The 19,970-nt window shown below is 32.4% G+C and carries 14 protein-coding genes; 11 read left to right on the top strand and 3 right to left on the bottom strand.

All coding sequences use genetic code 11. The annotated features are described in order from the left end of the window. The first annotated feature begins 206 nt into the window (after positions 1-206). From ACM591_RS09020 to sbcC, 5 genes are all read left to right on the top strand, one after another. The gene (locus ACM591_RS09020) at positions 207-446 is read left to right on the top strand and encodes a YneF family protein (protein ID WP_017724378.1); all 240 of its coding nucleotides are present in this window, start codon (positions 207-209) and stop codon (positions 444-446) included. Positions 447-755: 309 nt separating this feature from the next. Next, entirely contained in the window at positions 756-941 is a 186-nt protein-coding gene (locus ACM591_RS09015) for a hypothetical protein (RefSeq protein ID WP_029377392.1), read from the top strand. 246 nt (positions 942-1,187) lie between these two features. Next, positions 1,188-1,655, top strand: a complete 468-nt coding sequence (locus ACM591_RS09010; RefSeq protein WP_029377391.1) for a CcdC family protein — start codon at positions 1,188-1,190, stop codon at positions 1,653-1,655. Positions 1,656-1,886: 231 nt separating this feature from the next. Beyond that, positions 1,887-3,017 carry an exonuclease subunit SbcD gene (gene sbcD / locus ACM591_RS09005; RefSeq protein ID WP_058625569.1) on the top strand — a complete coding sequence of 377 codons (1,131 nt, stop codon included), beginning with the start codon at positions 1,887-1,889 and terminating at the stop codon, positions 3,015-3,017. Then, positions 3,018-6,047: an exonuclease subunit SbcC gene (gene sbcC / locus ACM591_RS09000; protein ID WP_418354370.1), complete on the top strand. Its 3,030-nt coding sequence runs from the start codon at positions 3,018-3,020 to the stop codon at positions 6,045-6,047. It abuts the gene before it with no gap. Between the two features lie 122 nt (positions 6,048-6,169). On the opposite strand, the gene mscL is transcribed toward sbcC, so the two are convergent. Continuing rightward, positions 6,170-6,523: a large conductance mechanosensitive channel protein MscL gene (mscL, locus tag ACM591_RS08995; RefSeq protein ID WP_029377388.1), complete on the bottom strand. Its 354-nt coding sequence runs from the start codon at positions 6,521-6,523 to the stop codon at positions 6,170-6,172. Between the two features lie 204 nt (positions 6,524-6,727). Between mscL and ACM591_RS08990 the strand changes: the two genes are divergently transcribed. From ACM591_RS08990 to menI, 3 genes are all read left to right on the top strand, one after another. Continuing rightward, a complete protein-coding gene (locus ACM591_RS08990) occupies positions 6,728-8,368 on the top strand; it encodes a BCCT family transporter (protein ID WP_029377387.1) in 1,641 nt (546 codons plus the stop codon). A 280-nt stretch (positions 8,369-8,648) separates the two neighbouring features. Further along, complete coding sequence (acnA, locus tag ACM591_RS08985) at positions 8,649-11,351, top strand: aconitate hydratase AcnA (protein WP_029377386.1); 2,703 nt, start codon at positions 8,649-8,651, stop codon at positions 11,349-11,351. A 342-nt stretch (positions 11,352-11,693) separates the two neighbouring features. After that, entirely contained in the window at positions 11,694-12,152 is a 459-nt protein-coding gene (menI, locus tag ACM591_RS08980; protein WP_029377385.1) for a 1,4-dihydroxy-2-naphthoyl-CoA hydrolase MenI, read from the top strand. Between the two features lie 225 nt (positions 12,153-12,377). Here menI and ACM591_RS08975 read toward each other — a convergent pair whose 3' ends face one another. Beyond that, a complete protein-coding gene (locus ACM591_RS08975; protein WP_017724387.1) occupies positions 12,378-12,674 on the bottom strand; it encodes a HesB/YadR/YfhF family protein in 297 nt (98 codons plus the stop codon). A gap of 294 nt (positions 12,675-12,968) precedes the next feature. Then, positions 12,969-13,577, bottom strand: coding sequence for a glycerol-3-phosphate 1-O-acyltransferase PlsY (plsY, locus tag ACM591_RS08970; protein WP_029377384.1), 609 nt, complete (start codon positions 13,575-13,577; stop codon positions 12,969-12,971). A gap of 200 nt (positions 13,578-13,777) precedes the next feature. Here plsY and parE point away from each other — a divergent pair, with 200 nt between their 5' ends. From parE to ACM591_RS08955, 3 genes are all read left to right on the top strand, one after another. After that, positions 13,778-15,772: a DNA topoisomerase IV subunit B gene (parE, locus tag ACM591_RS08965; protein WP_162496100.1), complete on the top strand. Its 1,995-nt coding sequence runs from the start codon at positions 13,778-13,780 to the stop codon at positions 15,770-15,772. Beyond that, a complete protein-coding gene (parC, locus tag ACM591_RS08960; protein WP_029377382.1) occupies positions 15,769-18,171 on the top strand; it encodes a DNA topoisomerase IV subunit A in 2,403 nt (800 codons plus the stop codon). The genes parE and parC overlap by 4 nt, the downstream gene beginning before the upstream one ends. Before the next feature lie 234 nt (positions 18,172-18,405). After that, positions 18,406-19,848 carry an alanine/glycine:cation symporter family protein gene (locus tag ACM591_RS08955; RefSeq protein ID WP_029377381.1) on the top strand — a complete coding sequence of 481 codons (1,443 nt, stop codon included), beginning with the start codon at positions 18,406-18,408 and terminating at the stop codon, positions 19,846-19,848. The last annotated feature ends 122 nt before the right edge of the window (positions 19,849-19,970 follow it).

Genomic DNA, 19,970 nt, shown 5'->3' with positions numbered 1-19,970 from the left:
TTATGTAACTAAGCTTAATTTGTTGGTATGAGAGCCTAGGTTCTCATACCAATTTTTATTTTTAGAAATAAAAATATACTTATATTTACAAAGTTATTTTTTAATTGGTATAATACATAAGTCGAAACACTATATTAATTGAGTTGCTCTTGAAAAGGGGCACTAATTTTAGTAAAATTCATTAGGATAGGAAAGTGGGTGAAACAATGGCAACTTGGTTAGCAATATTATTAATCGTGTTAGCACTAATTCTAGGATTAGTCGGTGGATTTTTCCTTGCAAGAAAATATATGATGGATTATCTTAAAAAGAACCCGCCAATTAATGAAGAAATGCTACGTATGATGATGATGCAAATGGGTCAAAAACCATCTCAAAAGAAAATTAATCAAATGATGACGATGATGAATAAAAATCAAGAAGACGCTATGAAGAAGAAGAAATAGCGCATAAATAAAGGGCTGACAGCTACTTATATTGAGTAGTTGTCAGCCCTTGTTTTTGTGTGCAGAGGAACTTTATTGTTGCTTATGGATAGAATTTAGTGATCTTTACATGGTGTTTGTCTTTTGGAAATTGTTTTTTTCAAATTGAGTGAGCTTATATACATAAATTTTAGATTGATTTTGCAATTGAAAGTATTGTTATTGAGTTTATATAAGATTATAGCTGTATTAATTTATTGAAATATTCAGAAAATAATTGATTCTAAAATGTGGTTTGTTATAATGTATATATAAGGGAGGTATCGATAAGTGAAGGATGCTTATGACATGGAAGACAAAGAAGTACTTGATCGACTAGCAAATATGCATATTAACTTTCCGACCGATGAGGCATTTAAGAAATATCATAATGCGATGCAAATTCATGATATGAATTATCTTAGATACACTTTAAATGATGCATTATCGGCATGTAACCAGACACATGCTTTTTAAATAAAAGTACGATAAGGTTAGCTTTTAAATAGGCTTATCTTATCGTATTTTTATTTGGACTTTTCTATGATATTCAATTAATCTGTAATGATTTTCTTAGTAATTTTAAAAATACTAAGATATAATATACGTGCTATTGGTTAATAGTAAATAAAAATGAACGTACAAATACTGATTATTATTTATTTAAATGATATACTAACCAAAGTGAATATCATCTTGTAGAAACTTAAAGTAGGTGTAAGCATGTTATATTTAATATTTTCCATTGTATTTGCATTTCTAATGGGAATAGGTGTTATAATTGTGCGAATGAAAGCACAGCATTTTCCAGTAAATGAAAAGAAAATCATATTACCACCTTTTTTTATGGCAACGGGGGCATTAATGTACGTCGTTCCATATTTTAGGTTGACAGGTTTTGAAATAGTAGAATGTATTATTCTAGGTATTTTATTTTCTACAATTTTAATTTGGACATCTAGGTTTGAAAAACAAGGTAGTGAAATTTATATGAAACGATCAAAAGCCTTTCCTATAATTCTTATAACGTTACTTCTGGTACGTACAATAATTAAAATATTTATAAGTAATCAGATAGATCCCGGCGAAATTGCAGGAATGTTTTTCCTACTTGCGTTTTGCATGATTGTACCTTGGCGTTTAGCGATGTTATACAAATATAAAAAAGTGAAAAGAACTTTAATTCAATAAGTTATAAATGGGGCTGGGACAAATTAATTGTCTCAGCCTTAATCATTAAATGAGCAATGGTTCAAGTGAAATTTTTAGATACATCAATTCTAGTCTACTAAATAGCGGGAGACGTAATCTTTTAAATAAATTAGATTGCTGTCGCGAATACTTCGTTTTTAATAGGCTTGATGTATGATAAATGATAATATAATAAGTTGACGAACAAATGTTCTGAAAAGGAGTGTTGAAATGAAAATTGTACATACGGCGGATTGGCATTTAGGTAGAATTTTAAATGGTAAGTCGTTGTTAGAAGATCAATCATACATATTGGAACAATTTATTGAAGCGATGCGTGAGGAAAGACCTGATGTAATCGTTGTTGCTGGAGATTTATACGACACAAGTTACCCTAATAAAAATGCGATTAAATTGTTAGAGCAGACGATTGATACCTTGAATCTTGAAATGAATATTCCATTAATTTTAATTAATGGTAATCATGATAGTAAAGAAAGATTGAATTACGGCGCTAAGTGGTTTGAAAAATCAAATATGTATATTCGTACGAGTTTAAATGATATGCAAAATCCTATTTCAATAGGTGATGTAGACTTTTATACATTACCATTTGCAACGATTAATGAGATGCAATACCATTTCGATGATGAAGAAATTGAAACACACCAACAGGCGCTTGCACATGCATTGAATCAAATGAGTGAAGTGATTAATGAGCATAGAATAAATATGTTCATTGGGCATTTAACAGTGCAAGGCGCCATACGTTCGGATTCTGAGAGACCACTAACTATTGGAACAGTAGAATCAGTTGAAGAGAAGTTGTTTCAGCAATTCGACAGAGTATTATTAGGTCATTTACATCATCCATTTAGTATCGAATCAAATTTTATAAATTATAGTGGATCTATATTACAATATTCATTTTCAGAAGTGAGTCAACCTAAAGGTTATAGAACTATTGTAATAAATAAAAATGATATAAAAGATAAATTTATACCTTTGAAGCCTTTAAGACAATTAGAAGTGATAGAAGGTGATTATGAAGATGCGATACAAGAGAATTTAGAAGTTAAAAATAAAGAAAACTATATGCATTTTAAATTAAAACATATGTCACACGTGAATGATCCAATGATGCATTTAAAGCGAATTTATCCAAATACACTAGCGCTAACTAATCAAACCTTTGAATTTAATACATCGTTACATCACGAAAATATTGAAATACAAAAGCTTGATGACGAGACTATTATAGATAATTTTTATCAAAACATGACAGATGAACAATTAACAACTCACCAAAAAGAGAAAATTGAGAATGTAATGCGTGAAATGTTAGAAGGAGGTTCTAAATAAATGAGACCAATAACTCTTAAATTAAATAATTTTGGTCCTTTTCTAAATGAAATAATTGATTTTAATTATGTGGATAATAACCAATTATTTTTAATTAGTGGTAAAACTGGTTCGGGAAAAACGATGATTTTTGACGCTATTGTCTATGCTTTGTTTGGAGAAGCCTCTACAAAAGATAGAAAAGAAGGCGATTTAAGAAGTCATTTTGCTGAAAGTAAGAAACCTATGGTAGTAGAATTTGAATTCAAATTAAGAAATCAATATTTCAAAATAAAAAGACAAGGGGCTTTTGTTAAAGAAGGTAATAAGAATAAAACACTCGGTCAACTTGCTGTGTATCAAATGGAAACTGAAGAGTATGAGCTTAGAGAAAGTAAAATAACGAATGGTAATCAATTTATTAAAGAATTATTAGGAGTAAACGCTGAGCAATTTAGGCAATTATTTATCTTACCTCAAGGTGAGTTTAAAAGATTTTTATTATCAAAAAGTTCTGAAAAACAAGAAATACTAAGAACACTTTTTAATAGTCAGCGCTTTGAAGAAATACAAAAAAACTTATCTGAAGATGTGAAAGAAGTTAGAGAGCAAATAGAACAAAAATATCATTTGTTGGAAACTAATTGGCTCGATTTAGAAACATTCGATGATGAAACTTTAATTGAGAATAAATCCATTAATCCAAGACAAACAAATCAAGTGCTTAAAGTATTGAATGTATTTGGTGAAAAAGCGGAACAAATTCAGCATAAATTAACACAACAAAAGGTTGAACATAAAGCAAAGTTAAATGATGCTGAAGTTTGTTTGAAAAACAATCAAAAATTAGAAGAAACATTAAACAAGTTAGCAGAAAACCAGCAAAATTATGAGCAACTATTGACTCGTGAAAATGAAATAAATGAAAAAATAAACCGTTTGAATGCAATAAACGAAGTAAGGCCAATTGCTAATTTATTGGAATCTAAAGACGAATTATATACAAAGAAACAAAAAATAAAAGAAGATATCAATAAGAAAATAGAAATTATTTCAGAACTTGAAATTCAAATAAAAAAAGCAGTTGAACAGTTAGAAGTACATAAAAACGAGTCAGGTAAAATAACAGATAGTAAAAACTTTATTGAAAAGACAAAACTTTTTTTCGAAAGATCTCAGAAGTACAAATCGGCTTATGAAGAGCAACAATCACTTAAAGAAGGTTTTGCATCGCTTCAAATAAAGTTAGACACACAAATACAGCAATTAGATGAAATTAAAGGCAAACTCAATGGTAGAGTACCGAACTACAAAAAAATAGAGCAAGTAAACGAAACAATTCATAAGTTGAATAATGAAGTTACAGTACTAAAACAAAATGAACTTGATAAAAAAGAATACCTTCAATTACTAGAAAGAAAACATCAAAAAGCAAATTACAGTGAAAAGTTAAATGATGAGATTCAGCAGCTAACCGAAGCTTATAAAAAAATAGATAAAACAAGTATAGATTTAAATAATAAGCAAGATTTGATTAGTACTTTGCAATCCGCAATAAATGTTGGAGACACTTGCCCAATTTGTGGTAATCAAGTCCATACTATAGTACAACATATTGATTTTGATGATATAACTGCACGACACCAGAGTCTTTCTCGGTTAGAACAAAAGAAAAATGATGCAATTGGAGATAGCATTAAAGTTGAAAGTGAACTGAATTATATTGAAGAACAGTTGGCAAAATTTGATGAAGATAAACTAGAAAAGATAAACTATCATGAACTTGAGATGGAAGTTAAGGAGAAAACAGAACAAAAACATACAATTGAAAAGGAAAATGAAGAGATTGTTGAATTAAGGGAATTACAACAACAAAATGAACACCAGTATCATCAATTAGAATTAGATAAGAAAACTAAGCAACATAATTTAAAAGAACTTGAAATTGCTATAAATGATTTTGAAAATACTACTGGTTATACTGACGTTAATGCTTTCATAGAAGTTTTTGAAAATAATCAAAGTGAAATTGAGAAATATGAAAAAAACCTACGTGAATTAGAGAATAATATACAGCAGTATAAGAGTGAACTTGCTATAGAACAAAATAATAAAAATCATTTAGATAATAATTTATCTGAAATTGAGCAAGAAATTAAAAATGTAAGTGTGAAAATTGAAGATGAGATGCAGCGTATTGGTTTCGCAGATTTAGAACAAGTATATAATACAGTTTCTAAAGTTAGTGAAAAAGAAGCATTAGAAAATGAAATAACTAAATTTAATAAATCAAGACAATCTTTTGAATTAATAATCTCACAATTAAAAGATGAGATTTCTGATAAAAAGTTAGAAGATACTCGACATTTAATGGAAGTTTTTGAACAACAGCAACAAGCGTATGAAGTCATCTCTACTGAATTGAGTCAACATGAGTATAAAGTTACGTTTAATAATAAAAAAATAAGTGAAATTAGAGATATAATTAGTAAATTAGAAAGTGAATTAAAAACACAACAAGAAGTTTTTCAATTAGCAGAAATTTTAGCAGGGAAAAATGAACAAAAATTAACATTAGAAAATTATGTGTTAATTTATTATTTGGAAAGAATTTTAGCTCAAGCTAATCAACGTTTATCTTTAATGACAGGTCAACGGTACCAGTTGACGCGAAGATCACAAGTTTCACTTGGATACAGTGGGCTTGAGATTGATGTATTTGACGCACATTCTAATCAATCTAGGCATATTAGTTCATTATCTGGAGGGGAAACTTTTCAAGCTTCGTTAGCCTTAGCTTTAGGTTTGAGTGAAATAGTTCAACAAGAGTCAGGTGGCATTGCATTAGATTCTATGTTTGTCGATGAAGGGTTTGGAACATTAGATCAAGAAACTTTAGAAACAGCTTTGGATACACTATTAAGTTTAAAATCAACGGGTAGAATGGTGGGAATCATTTCACATGTAAGTGAATTGAAACAAAGAATTCCTCTTATTTTAGAAGTAGCTTCGGAACAATATCAAAGTACGACAACTTTTAAGAAACAATAATTTAATATTATATGGCAAAATATCTTTAAATAAAAAGTGTAAGAATTTTAATGAAATGAAATAAATAAAAAGAGTTCTAGTAGTTGTCGTTCTGCTAGGACTCTCGTTTTTCGTGTTTTAAATTAATTTTTTTCACGTAGTAAATCACGTATTTCAGTAAGTAAAACTGTATTTTCTTCGATTTCCTCTTCTTCTTCTTTTTTCATTAGCGTATTAGCTATTTTCACAAAGATAAATAATGCAAATGCAATAATGATAAAGTCTATGATTGACTGAACGAACATACCATATTTGATTCCCATGAATGACCAGCTCTTAGCAAAATCAACAGTACCGAATATTAAGCCGATTAATGGCATAATAATAAATGAAACTAAAGCTGTCACAATTTTGTTGAATGCTGCACCCATAACTACAGCTACTGCTAAGTCAAGGACATTGCCTTTTAATGCGAATTCTTTAAATTCTTGAAACATATGATTAACTCCCTTTTTATTAAATTTAAAGATTATTATACAATATATTTAAAAGTAAGAGAATAGTTTTTTTAACGAAATTTGATATTACCGCATTGTTTTGTTATTCTAATACGTGGTTAATACATAAATAGAATCTTTTTGGAAAATGAAAGTTCTATTTGGCTTGAAAATTTAATATGATAAGAAAGGGAGTAATTAATTATGAATTCTTCTAGTAACCAGCCTAATGGTAAGAAGATATCTCCAGTTTTTATTTATAGTGCTATCATCGTAGCAATCGTAGTTATTATCGGTGCAGTATTGCCGGGTCAATTTGATTATGTTACGAATACGATTAAACTATGGATTACTGATAAACTTGGATGGTATTACCTAATTCTTACAACGTTTATAGTTTTCTTCTGTGTATTTCTAATTTTTAGTCCTATTGGGAAATTAAAATTAGGTAAACCAAATGACAAACCTGAATTTAATACAATTTCATGGTTTGCGATGTTATTCAGTGCTGGTATGGGGATTGGACTTGTATTTTACGGTGCAGCAGAACCAATGGCTGATTTTGCAGCTCCGCCAAATGCAGAACCGAAAACGACAGCAGCATATACAGAAGCATTACGTTCAACATTCTTCCATTGGGGATTCCATGCGTGGGCAATATATGGTGTTGTTGCATTAGCACTAGCATATGCTCAATTTAGAAAAGGCGAACCAGGACTTATTTCAAGAACATTACGTCCTATCTTAGGTAACAAAGTTGAAGGCCCAATTGGGACAATCATTGATGTACTTGCTGTATTTGCAACAGTAGTAGGTGTCGCCGTATCACTAGGTATGGGTGCCTTACAAATTAATGGTGGGCTTAATTATTTATTCGGTATACCAAATAACGTTTGGGTACAAGCTATAATCATAGTAGTAGTAACAATTTTATTTATGATGAGTGCTTGGTCTGGATTAAGTAAAGGTATTCAATATTTAAGTAACTTAAACATTAGTTTAGGTGCAGTCTTAATGATTGCTGTACTTATTATTGGACCTACAGTATTGATTTTAAATATGATGACGAGCTCTGCAGGTAGTTTGTTAAACTCATTCTTATTGAATACGTTTGACACTGCAGCACAAAATCCTCAAAAACGTGAATGGATGTCTAGTTGGACACTTTACTATTGGGGTTGGTGGTTAAGTTGGAGCCCATTCGTAGGTATATTCATTGCACGTGTATCAAAAGGACGTTCTATACGTGAATTTATAGGAGGCGTATTGCTAGTACCAGCTCTTGTAAGTTTCGTTTGGTTTAGTGTATTTGGTGTATTAGGTATTGAAACTGGTAAGAAAAATCCAGAATTATTCGATATGACTGCTGAAACACAACTTTTCGGAGTGTTTAATGAAATACCATTGGGTATGATATTATCTATCATTGCTTTGGTATTAATTGCATCATTCTTTATTACATCGGCTGACTCCGCAACCTTTGTATTAGGTATGCAAACGACTTACGGTTCGTTAGAGCCATCAAACGTTGTTAAAATGACATGGGGTGTTGCGCAATCGTTAATCGCATTTGTATTACTATTTGCAGGTGGAGGTAATGGCGCTGAGGCTCTGAACGCAATTCAAAGTGCCGCCATTATAAGTGCCTTGCCATTCTCATTTGTAGTAATCATGATGATGATTTCATTCTATAAAGATGCTAACCAAGAACGTAAATTCTTAGGTTTAACATTGACACCTAATAAGCATAGATTACAAGATTATTTACAGCATCAACAAGAAGATTATGAAGACGATATTATTGAACAACGTAAACCACTTAGAAATGCAGAAAAAAATGATTGATAAATATACTTTATAATTTATTACTGGGTATCCATTAGGATGCCCAGTTTTTTTATTTAAAGTTAAAGGATTGTGCGACAATAGGATGATAATGATTCTCAATTGATAATAATAACTTATTACACATTAGACTCAAGATAAGTTTTGCTTATATATACTGATTGAAAATTCAAATCTAAATTATAGATGTTTCTGGCTTTAGCTAGTTGTTTTAAGTTACATATAATTATACAATTTAAATAACAGCATATATATTACAAAAATTTCAAGGGGGATTTATATGGCTTCTAATATTAAACAGCAATCGAAAAAATCGTTTGAGTTAAACGGCAAATCATATACTTTTTATGATTTGAACACTTTAGAAGAACAAGGCTTAACGAAAGTTTCGAAATTGCCATATTCAATTAGAGTATTACTAGAATCTGTACTAAGACAAGAGGATGGTTTTGTAATTACTGATGAACATATTAAAGCGTTATCAGAATTTACTAAAGGCACTGAAGGTGAAGTACCATTTAAACCTTCTCGTGTTATCTTACAAGACTTTACAGGTGTACCTGCAGTGGTTGACTTGGCGTCATTACGTAAAGCAATGAATGATGTAGGCGGAGATTTAAATAAAATTAATCCTGAAGTACCTGTAGATTTAGTTATTGACCACTCAGTTCAAGTTGATAGCTATGCAAATCCAGAGGCGTTAGAGCGCAATATGAAATTAGAATTTGAAAGAAACTATGAACGTTATCAATTTTTAAATTGGGCTACAAAAGCATTTAACAACTACAGCGCTGTACCACCAGCAACTGGTATTGTTCACCAAGTTAACTTAGAGTATTTAGCTAATGTTGTACATGCACGTGATGTAGATGGAGAAACAGTAGCATTCCCTGACACATTAGTAGGTACTGACTCACATACAACAATGATTAATGGTCTTGGTGTATTAGGATGGGGCGTAGGTGGTATTGAAGCCGAGGCTGGCATGCTTGGTCAACCATCATATTTCCCAATTCCTGAAGTGATCGGGGTTAAACTATCTAATGCGTTACCTCAAGGTGCGACTGCAACAGACTTAGCCTTACGTGTAACACAAGAATTACGTAAAAAAGGTGTAGTTGGAAAATTTGTAGAATTCTTTGGTCCAGGTGTACAACACTTACCATTAGCAGATCGTGCAACAATTGCTAACATGGCTCCAGAATATGGTGCTACTTGTGGTTTCTTCCCAGTAGACGAAGAAGCATTGAAATACATGCGTTTAACAGGTCGTAATGATGAACAAATCGATCTTGTGAAAAAATATTTAGAAGAAAACAGCATGTTCTTCACTGTTGAAAAAGAAGACCCAGAATACACTGATGTAGTTGAATTAGATTTATCTACTGTTGAACCATCATTATCAGGACCAAAACGTCCGCAAGATTTAATTTTCTTAAGTGATATGAAGAAAGAATTTGAAAAATCAGTTACTGCACCAGCAGGTAACCAAGGTCATGGTTTTGATGAAAGTGAATTCGATAAAACTGCAACAATCGAATTTAAAGACGGTACATCAACTACAATGAAAACTGGTGATTTAGCGATTGCAGCAATTACGTCATGTACAAATACATCTAACCCGTATGTTATGTTAGGCGCAGGACTAGTTGCTAAGAAAGCAGTAGAAAAAGGATTGAAAGTTCCTGAATATGTTAAAACATCATTAGCGCCAGGTTCTAAAGTTGTTACTGGATATTTAAGAGATTCAGGTTTGACTGAATACCTTGATGATTTAGGCTTTAATCTTGTTGGTTATGGTTGTACAACTTGTATCGGAAACTCTGGCCCATTACTAGAAGAAATTGAAAAAGCAATTGCTGACGAAGATTTACTTGTCACTTCTGTATTATCAGGTAACCGTAACTTTGAAGGTCGTATTCATCCATTAGTTAAAGCCAACTACTTAGCTTCACCACAATTAGTTGTTGCATATGCATTAGCAGGAACTGTGGATATCGATTTACAAAATGAACCACTTGGTAAAGGTAAAGATGGAGAAGATGTTTACTTAAAAGATATCTGGCCATCAATTAAAGAAGTTTCAGACACTGTTGATACAGTAGTGACTCCGAAACTATTTAAAGAAGAATATGAAACTGTATACAATAATAATGAAATGTGGAATGAAATTGATGTTACGGATCAACCACTATATGACTTTGATCCTGAATCAACTTATATTCAAAATCCTTCATTCTTCCAAGGTCTTTCTAAAGAACCAGGTACTATTGATTCATTAAAAGATTTAAGAGTTATGGGTAAATTTGGAGATTCAGTAACAACTGACCATATTTCTCCAGCGGGTGCAATTGGTAAAGATACGCCTGCAGGTAAATATTTACTTGAACATGGTGTTCCTATTCGTCAATTTAACTCATATGGTTCACGTCGTGGTAACCATGAAGTAATGGTACGTGGTACATTTGCGAATATCCGTATTAAAAACCAATTAGCGCCAGGAACTGAAGGTGGTTTCACAACTTACTGGCCAACAGGTGAACAAATGTCAATATTTGATGCTGCTATGAAATATAAAGAAGACGGCACAGGTTTAGTTGTTTTAGCTGGTAATGATTACGGTATGGGTTCATCTCGTGACTGGGCAGCTAAAGGGACAAACTTATTAGGTGTTAAAACAGTTATCGCGCAAAGTTATGAACGTATCCATCGTTCAAACTTAGTAATGATGGGTGTATTACCATTGCAATTCAAAGAAGGCGAATCCGCGGATAGCCTTGGCATCGATGGTACTGAAGTTATTTCCGTAGATATCGATGAAAATGTAAAACCGCATGATCTTGTAAAAGTACAAGCTAAAAAAGAAAATGGTGACGTAATAGAGTTTGAAGCAATGGCTCGTTTCGATTCTAATGTTGAAATGGATTATTACCGTCACGGTGGTATTCTTCAATTAGTATTAAGAAATAAATTAGCTGAATAATTTTACGGTTCAAAGTACTAATAATTAAATAATAAAGATTTTAATGAGGCTGGGGCATACAAAGATATGTCTCAGCCTCAAAGTTGTTATTGAAGGTGTATGAATATAAGACGTAAATACTTTAATTTATATATCAGAATAAATGGTATGGTTTAGCGGTATTTTGAACTATCATTATCTGTAAATGATGTTTGTATAATCAATATAGAAGAAGTTAAAGATTATTTAATTGGAGTACTACTTAGCGAGGAACTGGTAGAATGCTATAGTTAATTTTTTATGTTAATATTTAATAGTAAATAATAAGATATAAGATGAACAATTGAAAAGAGGACGTTTATAATGATTTACAGTATGACACAAATTGAATCACGGTATTCAGAGACTGACCAAATGGGCGTGATTTATCATGGTAATTATCCTACTTGGTTTGAGGTAGCGCGTACAGATTATATCTCTAAATTAGGTTTTAGTTACAAAGCTATGGAGGATTCAGGTGTTATTTCTCCAGTTGTTGATTTAGACATTAAATATATCAAATCTATTTTTTATCCAGAAACCGTAAAAATCAAAACATGGGTTGAAAAATATTCTAGATTACGATCTATATATTGCTATGAAATATACAATGAAGCTGGAGAATTAGCTACGACAGGATCAACTACATTGACTTGTATTAAAAAAGAAGACTTCAAGCCAATTCGATTAGATAGATATTTTCCTGAATGGCACGCTGTATATAGTGATGTTGCTGAAAGAAATAAGGCAGGGGAAAATCTAGAAGTGATTAAAGGTATATAAGGGATGTGTTGGTTATAGCAACTAGCACGTTGAAATATCTAAGACATACGTATTATTCAACACTATTAAAACTAGTATTAAGTTAAATAAAAAGCGTTCGGGTGAAGACCCGAACGCTTTTTATTACTATTTATTGTGATTTATTTAAAATATATAAAGATTTCATACGCTTATTTCCAAAAATGAAGGCCAAGGAAATTAAAAAACCTTGGAATAATTTATGGTTTATTTTGTGGCATACGAAATTTCATCAATACTATTACTAACATCAATATATAAATTGTGGTCTTCAAAATACCATAAATCTTTTTCAGCGATTACGACATCTAATCCATCGTAATGGTTTTCGTAACCAATTTCTACGTCATTTTTCTTGTCTACACTGAAAGCAGGACTAAACCCTTGTTTGAGTTGGAATTCTCCGCCATAACGTACAAAGAATTGTAAGACTTTGTCATCTTCTGGTAAATCTAGTTCTTCCTTAAACCAAGATACAGCATTATCTGAAAGTTCTATTTCCATAATAAAAGTCTCCTTTCGATTCATAAGATTTCACTTATGAACGTTGGTTACTAATTTTTAAATTAGTAATTTATACAATACCCACTTTGAGTAATGTTAAAAGTAGTATAACATAATTTTTCGATTAATTTCGACAAATGATTTACAAAAATATGAACTATAGAAATACTATGATAAAACGTTACTTACGTAGTATAATAGATACAATGTTAAAAAGCTGGAAACATCTTCATGTCCCAGCTTAGCGTTTGTTTGCATAATTTATTCGTTTTTATACTGTGACTTTTGTAATAGTTACATCCATTTTATTTTAGGTTCTTCACCTTTGAATATTCTTACAATATTAGTACGGTGTCTGACTATCAGTAGAACGCCTACACCAATACTAACAACAAAGAGGATATAGTCTCGAATTAATAATGCACCGATAACACAACAAATTGATGCAATGATACTTGAGAGTGATACATACTTTGTTAAATATAATATTCCAAAGAAAATTACTGCTAATATTAATAATAAGACAGGATTAACTCCTAGTATGACACCAGCACTTGTAGCAACGGCTTTGCCGCCTTTAAAACCAAGATAAACCGGATATACATGACCTAGAATCGCGAAAGCGCCTACGATAAGTCCATTTGTGAAAAATGTACTTATTGTGCCTTCCGCATGAACAGGCAACCATAGTGGGAAAAAGACCACAATAAAACCTTTAAATATATCTAGAAAAGTAACTAAAAATCCAGCGGGTTTTCCTAGTACTCTAAAGCTATTTGTTGCGCCGGTATTGCCACTACCAAATTGTCGAATATCTTTTTTGAAAAATAATTTACCTATTACATAGCCACTTGGAAAAGCACCAATGAGGTAACTTAGTATTAACATGATTACAATCATCATATATAATCCACATCCTTTAATGACATTAAAATTATTTTACCACATAAGAGCATCATAATACGAATAAAAATTTCGAATGAAAAGTATTTATCTGCTGAAAATTGATTTGATACTTGCAATTTATCAAGATTTATATAAGAATAACTAATGTATAGTTTTAAAAACGAACGTACGTTTGTAGGAGGGCGAAACGATTGGCAATGAATAAAAAAAATAATTATTCGGATGATTCCATTCAGGTACTTGAGGGATTAGAGGCCGTTAGAAAAAGACCTGGGATGTATATTGGTTCTACCGATAAACGTGGTTTACATCATCTAGTATATGAAGTTGTCGATAATTCCGTCGATGAAGTATTAAATGGTTTCGGAAGTGAAATCATTGTTACGATAAATAAAGATGAGAGCATTACTATAGAAGATAATGGACGCGGAATGCCTACAGGTATTCATACTTCTGGAAAACCTACTGTTCAAGTCATTTTTACGATACTTCATGCAGGTGGAAAATTCGGACAAGGCGGTTATAAAACGTCAGGTGGCTTACATGGTGTTGGTGCTTCTGTTGTCAATGCTTTGAGCGAATGGTTAGAAGTTGAAATTTATAGAGATGGTAACATATATTCTCAAAGCTTTGCAGATGGTGGAAAGCCAACAACTGGTTTGAAAAAACATGGCAAAACTAAAAAGACTGGTACTAAAGTGACATTTAAACCAGATCCAGAAATATTCAAAGCATCTACATCGTTTAATTATGATGTTTTAAGTGAAAGATTACAAGAGTCAGCATTTTTACTTAAACGCTTGAGAATCACCCTGAAAGACTTAAGAGCAGGCAAAGAGCGTGAAGATGTCTTCCATTATGAAGATGGCATTAAAGAATTCGTTGCTTATGTCAATGAAGGAAAAGAAGTATTACATGATGTAGCAGATTTCTCTGGGGAAGCCAATAATATTGAAGTGGAAGTTGCGTTCCAGTATAACGATCAATATTCAGAAGGCATATTAAGTTTTGTTAATAATGTGCGTACAAAAGACGGTGGAACACATGAAGTTGGGTTTAAAACAGCTATGACTCGTGTGTTTAATGATTATGCACGTCGCATTAATGAATTAAAAGAAAAAGATAAAAATTTAGATGGTAATGATATACGCGAAGGCTTAACTGCTATTATTTCAATTCGAATTCCTGAAGAATTGTTACAATTTGAAGGACAAACTAAATCTAAGCTAGGTACACCTGAAGCTAGAAGCGCAGTAGATTCAGTTGTAGCCGACAAACTGCCATATTATTTAGAAGAAAAAGGGCAACTATCTAAATCGTTAGTTAAAAAAGCTTTGAAGGCACAACAAGCTAGAGAAGCGGCGCGTAAAGCGAGAGAAGATGCACGTTCAGGTAAGAAAAACAAACGTAAAGATACTTTACTCTCTGGTAAACTTACACCTGCACAAAGTAAAAACACTGAGAAAAAAGAATTATACCTTGTCGAAGGTGACTCAGCGGGCGGCTCTGCAAAGCTAGGTAGGGACCGTAAATACCAAGCGATTTTACCGCTTAGAGGTAAAGTAATTAATACTGAGAAAGCACGTCTTGACGATATTTTTAAAAATGAAGAAATTAATACAATTATTCATACTATTGGCGCTGGTGTCGGAAATGAGTTCAAAATTGAAGATAGTAACTACAATAGAATCATTATAATGACAGATGCCGATACAGATGGTGCGCATATTCAAGTGTTATTATTAACATTCTTCTTTAAATATATGAAGCCATTAGTTGAGGCGGGTAGAGTATTTATTGCATTACCACCACTTTATAAACTTGAAAAAGGAAAAGGTGCATCTAAAAAAGTAGAATACGCTTGGACAGATGAAGAATTAGAGAAATTACAACGAAAAATAGGGAAAGGTTTCTCATTACAACGTTACAAAGGTCTTGGTGAAATGAATGCGGATCAATTGTGGGAAACGACAATGAACCCTGAGACGAGAACCTTAATCAGAGTACAAGTTGAAGATGAGTTGCGTTCATCTAAACGCGTTACAACACTAATGGGTGACAAAGTTGCACCAAGACGTGAATGGATTGAAAATCATGTTGAGTTTGGTTTACAAGAACAACAAAGTATTTTAGATAATAATGAAATTCAAATATTGGAACAGGAAGCGCCTAATGAGGAGGAAGGAAATTGAGTGAAGTAATTCAAGATTTATCGCTAGAAGATGTTATTGGCGATCGTTTTGGTAGATATAGTAAATACATCATTCAAGAGCGTGCATTGCCAGACGTTCGTGACGGTCTCAAGCCTGTTCAAAGACGTATTTTATATGCAATGTATTCAAGCGGTAACACTTACGACAAAAACTTTCGTAAAAGTGCTAAAACTGTCGGTGATGTTATAGGTCAGTATCATCCGCACGGTGATACGTCTGTATATGATGCGATGGTACGTTTAAGTCAAGGCTGGAAATTGCGCCATGTACTTATAGAAATGCAAGGTAATAACGGTAGTATCGATAACGATCCCGCTGCTGCAATGCGTTATACTGAAGCGAAATTAAGCCGTCTCTCAGAAGAACTTTTAAGAGATATTAACAAAGAAACTGTACCATTTATGCCAAACTATGATGATACGACAATGGAACCGATGGTCTTGCCTGCAAGATTCCCTAATTTACTGGTAAATGGTAGTACAGGGATTTCTGCTGGTTACGCTACAGATATTCCACCACATAACTTAGGTGAAGTGATTCAAGCAACTCTTAAGTATATTGACAACCCGGATATAACAGTGAATCAATTGATGAAATATATCAAAGGTCCTGATTTCCCAACGGGTGGTATTATCCAAGGTGTGGATGGTATTAAGAAAGCTTACGAATCAGGTAAGGGGAAAATCGTAGTTCGTTCAAAAGTTGAGGTTGAAGAATTAAGAAATGGTAGAAAACAACTAATTGTTACAGAAGTACCTTATGAAGTTAATAAGAGTGCATTGGTTAAAAAAATGGATGAATTACGTGCTGATAAAAAGGTTGATGGTATCGTCGAAGTAAGAGACGAAACAGACCGTACAGGTTTACGTATTGCAATAGAATTGAAAAAAGATATCAACAGTGAAGCGGTAGCTAATTTCCTTTATAAGAATACAGATTTACAAGTTTCTTATAACTTTAACATGGTTGCTATTAGTGAAGGGCGTCCAGTATTAATGGGCATTCGCCAATTTATTGATAGTTATTTAAATCATCAAATTGATGTTGTAACGAAACGTACACGTTATGAACTAAATCATGCCGAAAGTAGAATGCACATCGTTGAAGGTTTAATGAAAGCCTTATCTATATTAGACGAAGTAATTAAACTTATTAGAGCTTCAAAGAATAAAAAAGATGCTAAAGATAATTTGGTAACTGAATATGATTTTACTGAAGCTCAAGCGGAAGCTATTGTGACGTTACAATTGTATCGTTTGACTAATACAGATATTGTTCAGCTACAAGAAGAACATGACGAATTAAAAGCGTTAATTGGGCGCTTAAGAAATATTTTAGATAATCACGATGAATTATTAAATGTAATTAAAGAAGAGTTAACAGAGATTCGTAATAGATTTAAACAAAATCGTCTATCCTCTATAGAGGCTGAAATTTCAGAGATTAAGATTGATAAAGAAGTGATGGTCCCTAGTGAAACTGTGATTATGAGTATTACTAAACATGGTTATATTAAGCGAACTTCATTACGTAGTTTTAATGCAAGTGGTGTAAATGAAGTAGGTACCAAAGATGGAGATTCAATCATGAAATATCAAGAGGTAAATACTTTAGATACAGCATTAGTGTTTACCAACAAAGGTCGCTATCTATTTATACCAGTTCATAAATTAGCTGATATAAAATGGAAAGATTTAGGGCAGCATGTCTCTCAAATTGTGCCACTTGATGAAGGCGAATACGTTATTAACGCTTATTGTGAAAATGACTTTAATCCAGAAGCATTTTATATCTTAGCGACACGTAATGGTATGATCAAAAAGAGTAATGTATCTATGTTTAAAACAACACGATATAATAAACCACTTGTCTCCATGAAATTGAAAGACAATGATGAAATTATAAGTGTTATGCGAATATCAGAAGCACAATTGATTACTGTGGTTACAAACAAAGGGATGTCCCTTACTTATGATAGTGATGAACTTTCTGATACTGGCTTGAGAGCGGCAGGTGTTAAATCAATCAACTTAAAAGATGAAGACTATGCGGTATTAACAGATGTTGTAACTTCAAATGATAAAATATTAATGGCCACACAACGTGGATCATTAAAACGTATCAGCTTTAAAGTATTACAAACGGCTAAACGTGCACAACGTGGTATTACGTTATTAAAAGAATTGAAGAAAACACCGCACCGCATTGTAGACGCTGCTGTCATTACACCAGAACAAACAACTTATACAATTTACTCTGATAAACAGCAAGAATCTGGCTTAATCAATGATATCCACTTATCAGAACAATATACAAATGGTAGCTTTATCGTAGATACTAGTGATTTTGGTGAAATAAAAGATTTAGAAGTAAAATAAAACATCTTATAAAAAATTGTTAGTAAATACAACTATATAGTGATAAAATACCAGTTAGGTGCAATAAATAATTAAAAAAGAGGTTTATAGCGCAGTAAAAAGATGTGTTTAGCTATCGGCAGACACAATCTTTATACTTATGGTTATAATATAAGGCATATTACCATGAGTGTAGCTATAAATCTCTTACTCTAATTTTGAAATTAAATATACATAAAGATGAGAGGGATTAAATTGAGAGATTTTGATAGTTTAATTCCAGATTGGTTCAAAACATTTGTTCAAGTCGGGAATGATTTAATCTGGTCACAATATTTAATTGGACTGTTAATTACAGCTGGTATATTCTTTACAATTGGCTCAAAATTCGTTCAGTTAAGATGGATTCCAGAAATGTTTCGTGCTATTGGTGAAAAACCTGAAACATTAGATAATGGTAAGAAAGGTATCGCTCCATTCCAAGCGTTTGCAATTAGTGCAGCGTCACGTGTAGGGACAGGTAATATTGCTGGTGTTGCAACTGCAATTGTACTCGGTGGTCCTGGTGCTGTATTTTGGATGTGGGTTATCGCTTTTATCGGGGCAGCAAGTGCATTTATAGAAGCAACTTTAGCACAAGTCTACAAAGTGCCTGATAAAGAAGGCGGCTTCCGTGGTGGTCCAGCGTATTACATAACGAGAGGTTTAAACCAAAAATGGCTAGGTATTGTTTTTGCAGTATTAATAACAATTACATTTGCATTTGTGTTTAATACGGTTCAATCAAATACAATCGCTGAATCATTGAAAACACAGTATAATGTTAGCCCTGCGATAACAGGTATTGTATTGGCAGTATTTACAGCAATAATTATCTTTGGTGGTGTACGTAGTATTGCGACGATGTCATCAGTAATTGTGCCTGTAATGGCAATATTATATATATTAATGGTTGTTATCATCTTATTCATAAATTTCGATCAAATCATTCCTATGATTTCTACAATTATAAAAAGTGCATTTGGTTTTGAGCAAGCTACAGGTGGCGCAATTGGTGCTACGATTTTACAAGGTGTTAAACGTGGTTTGTTCTCGAATGAAGCGGGTATGGGTTCAGCACCTAATGCTGCAGCAACAGCTGCTGCGCCACACCCAGTTAAGCAAGGTTTAATTCAATCTTTAGGTGTATTCTTTGATACTATGCTTGTATGTACATCTACAGCAATCATGATTTTACTTTACACAGGTTTAGAATTTGGTGACAATGCTGCACAAGGTGTTGCTGTTACACAATCTGCTTTAAATGAACATTTAGGCAGTGTAGGCGGTATCTTTTTAACAATTGCAATCACGCTATTTGCATTCTCTTCAGTTGTAGGTAATTATTATTATGGACAATCTAACATTGAATTTTTATCTAAAAACAGAACGATTTTATTTATATTTAGATGTTTAGTAGTTGTGTTAGTGTTTATTGGTGCAGTTGCTAAAACAGATGTTGTTTGGAGTACTGCCGATTTATTCATGGGATTAATGGCAATTGTCAACTTAGTAGCGATCATTGGATTATCAAATATCGCGTTTGCTGTTATGAATGACTATCAACGTCAACGTAGAGCCGGTAAAAAACCTATTTTCAGACCAGAAGAATTAGAAATTAATTTATTTGGTATTGAAAGTTGGGGCATGAAAAAATAATTAAAAATTATTTGTATTAATGCATAGAGCCTTTCAAATAGATCACTTATTAGTGAGAATTTGAAAGGTTCTTTTATGTCTTTCAATTTTTGAAAATTAACTATATAATATTGATTGACAGA

The sequence above is a fragment of the Staphylococcus sp. Ze2 genome, from assembly GCF_048568365.1.
Lineage (GTDB): Bacteria > Bacillota > Bacilli > Staphylococcales > Staphylococcaceae > Staphylococcus > Staphylococcus xylosus.
The sequence above is the reverse complement of the archived record's forward strand: the minus strand, read 5'-3'. Positions and strand labels throughout refer to the sequence as shown.

What these genes read in the sequence shown, in the direction of transcription:
- ACM591_RS09020 (WP_017724378.1), top strand. Translation starts at nt 207, where the DNA reads ATGGCAACTTGGTTAGCAATATTATTAATCGTGTTAGCACTAATTCTA.
- ACM591_RS09010 (WP_029377391.1), top strand. Translation starts at nt 1,188, where the DNA reads ATGTTATATTTAATATTTTCCATTGTATTTGCATTTCTAATGGGAATA.
- sbcD (WP_058625569.1), top strand. Translation starts at nt 1,887, where the DNA reads ATGAAAATTGTACATACGGCGGATTGGCATTTAGGTAGAATTTTAAAT.
- sbcC (WP_418354370.1), top strand. Translation starts at nt 3,018, where the DNA reads ATGAGACCAATAACTCTTAAATTAAATAATTTTGGTCCTTTTCTAAAT.
- mscL (WP_029377388.1), bottom strand. Translation starts at nt 6,523, where the DNA reads ATGTTTCAAGAATTTAAAGAATTCGCATTAAAAGGCAATGTCCTTGAC.
- ACM591_RS08990 (WP_029377387.1), top strand. Translation starts at nt 6,728, where the DNA reads ATGAATTCTTCTAGTAACCAGCCTAATGGTAAGAAGATATCTCCAGTT.
- acnA (WP_029377386.1), top strand. Translation starts at nt 8,649, where the DNA reads ATGGCTTCTAATATTAAACAGCAATCGAAAAAATCGTTTGAGTTAAAC.
- menI (WP_029377385.1), top strand. Translation starts at nt 11,694, where the DNA reads ATGATTTACAGTATGACACAAATTGAATCACGGTATTCAGAGACTGAC.
- ACM591_RS08975 (WP_017724387.1), bottom strand. Translation starts at nt 12,674, where the DNA reads ATGGAAATAGAACTTTCAGATAATGCTGTATCTTGGTTTAAGGAAGAA.
- plsY (WP_029377384.1), bottom strand. Translation starts at nt 13,577, where the DNA reads ATGATGATTGTAATCATGTTAATACTAAGTTACCTCATTGGTGCTTTT.
- parE (WP_162496100.1), top strand. Translation starts at nt 13,778, where the DNA reads ATGAATAAAAAAAATAATTATTCGGATGATTCCATTCAGGTACTTGAG.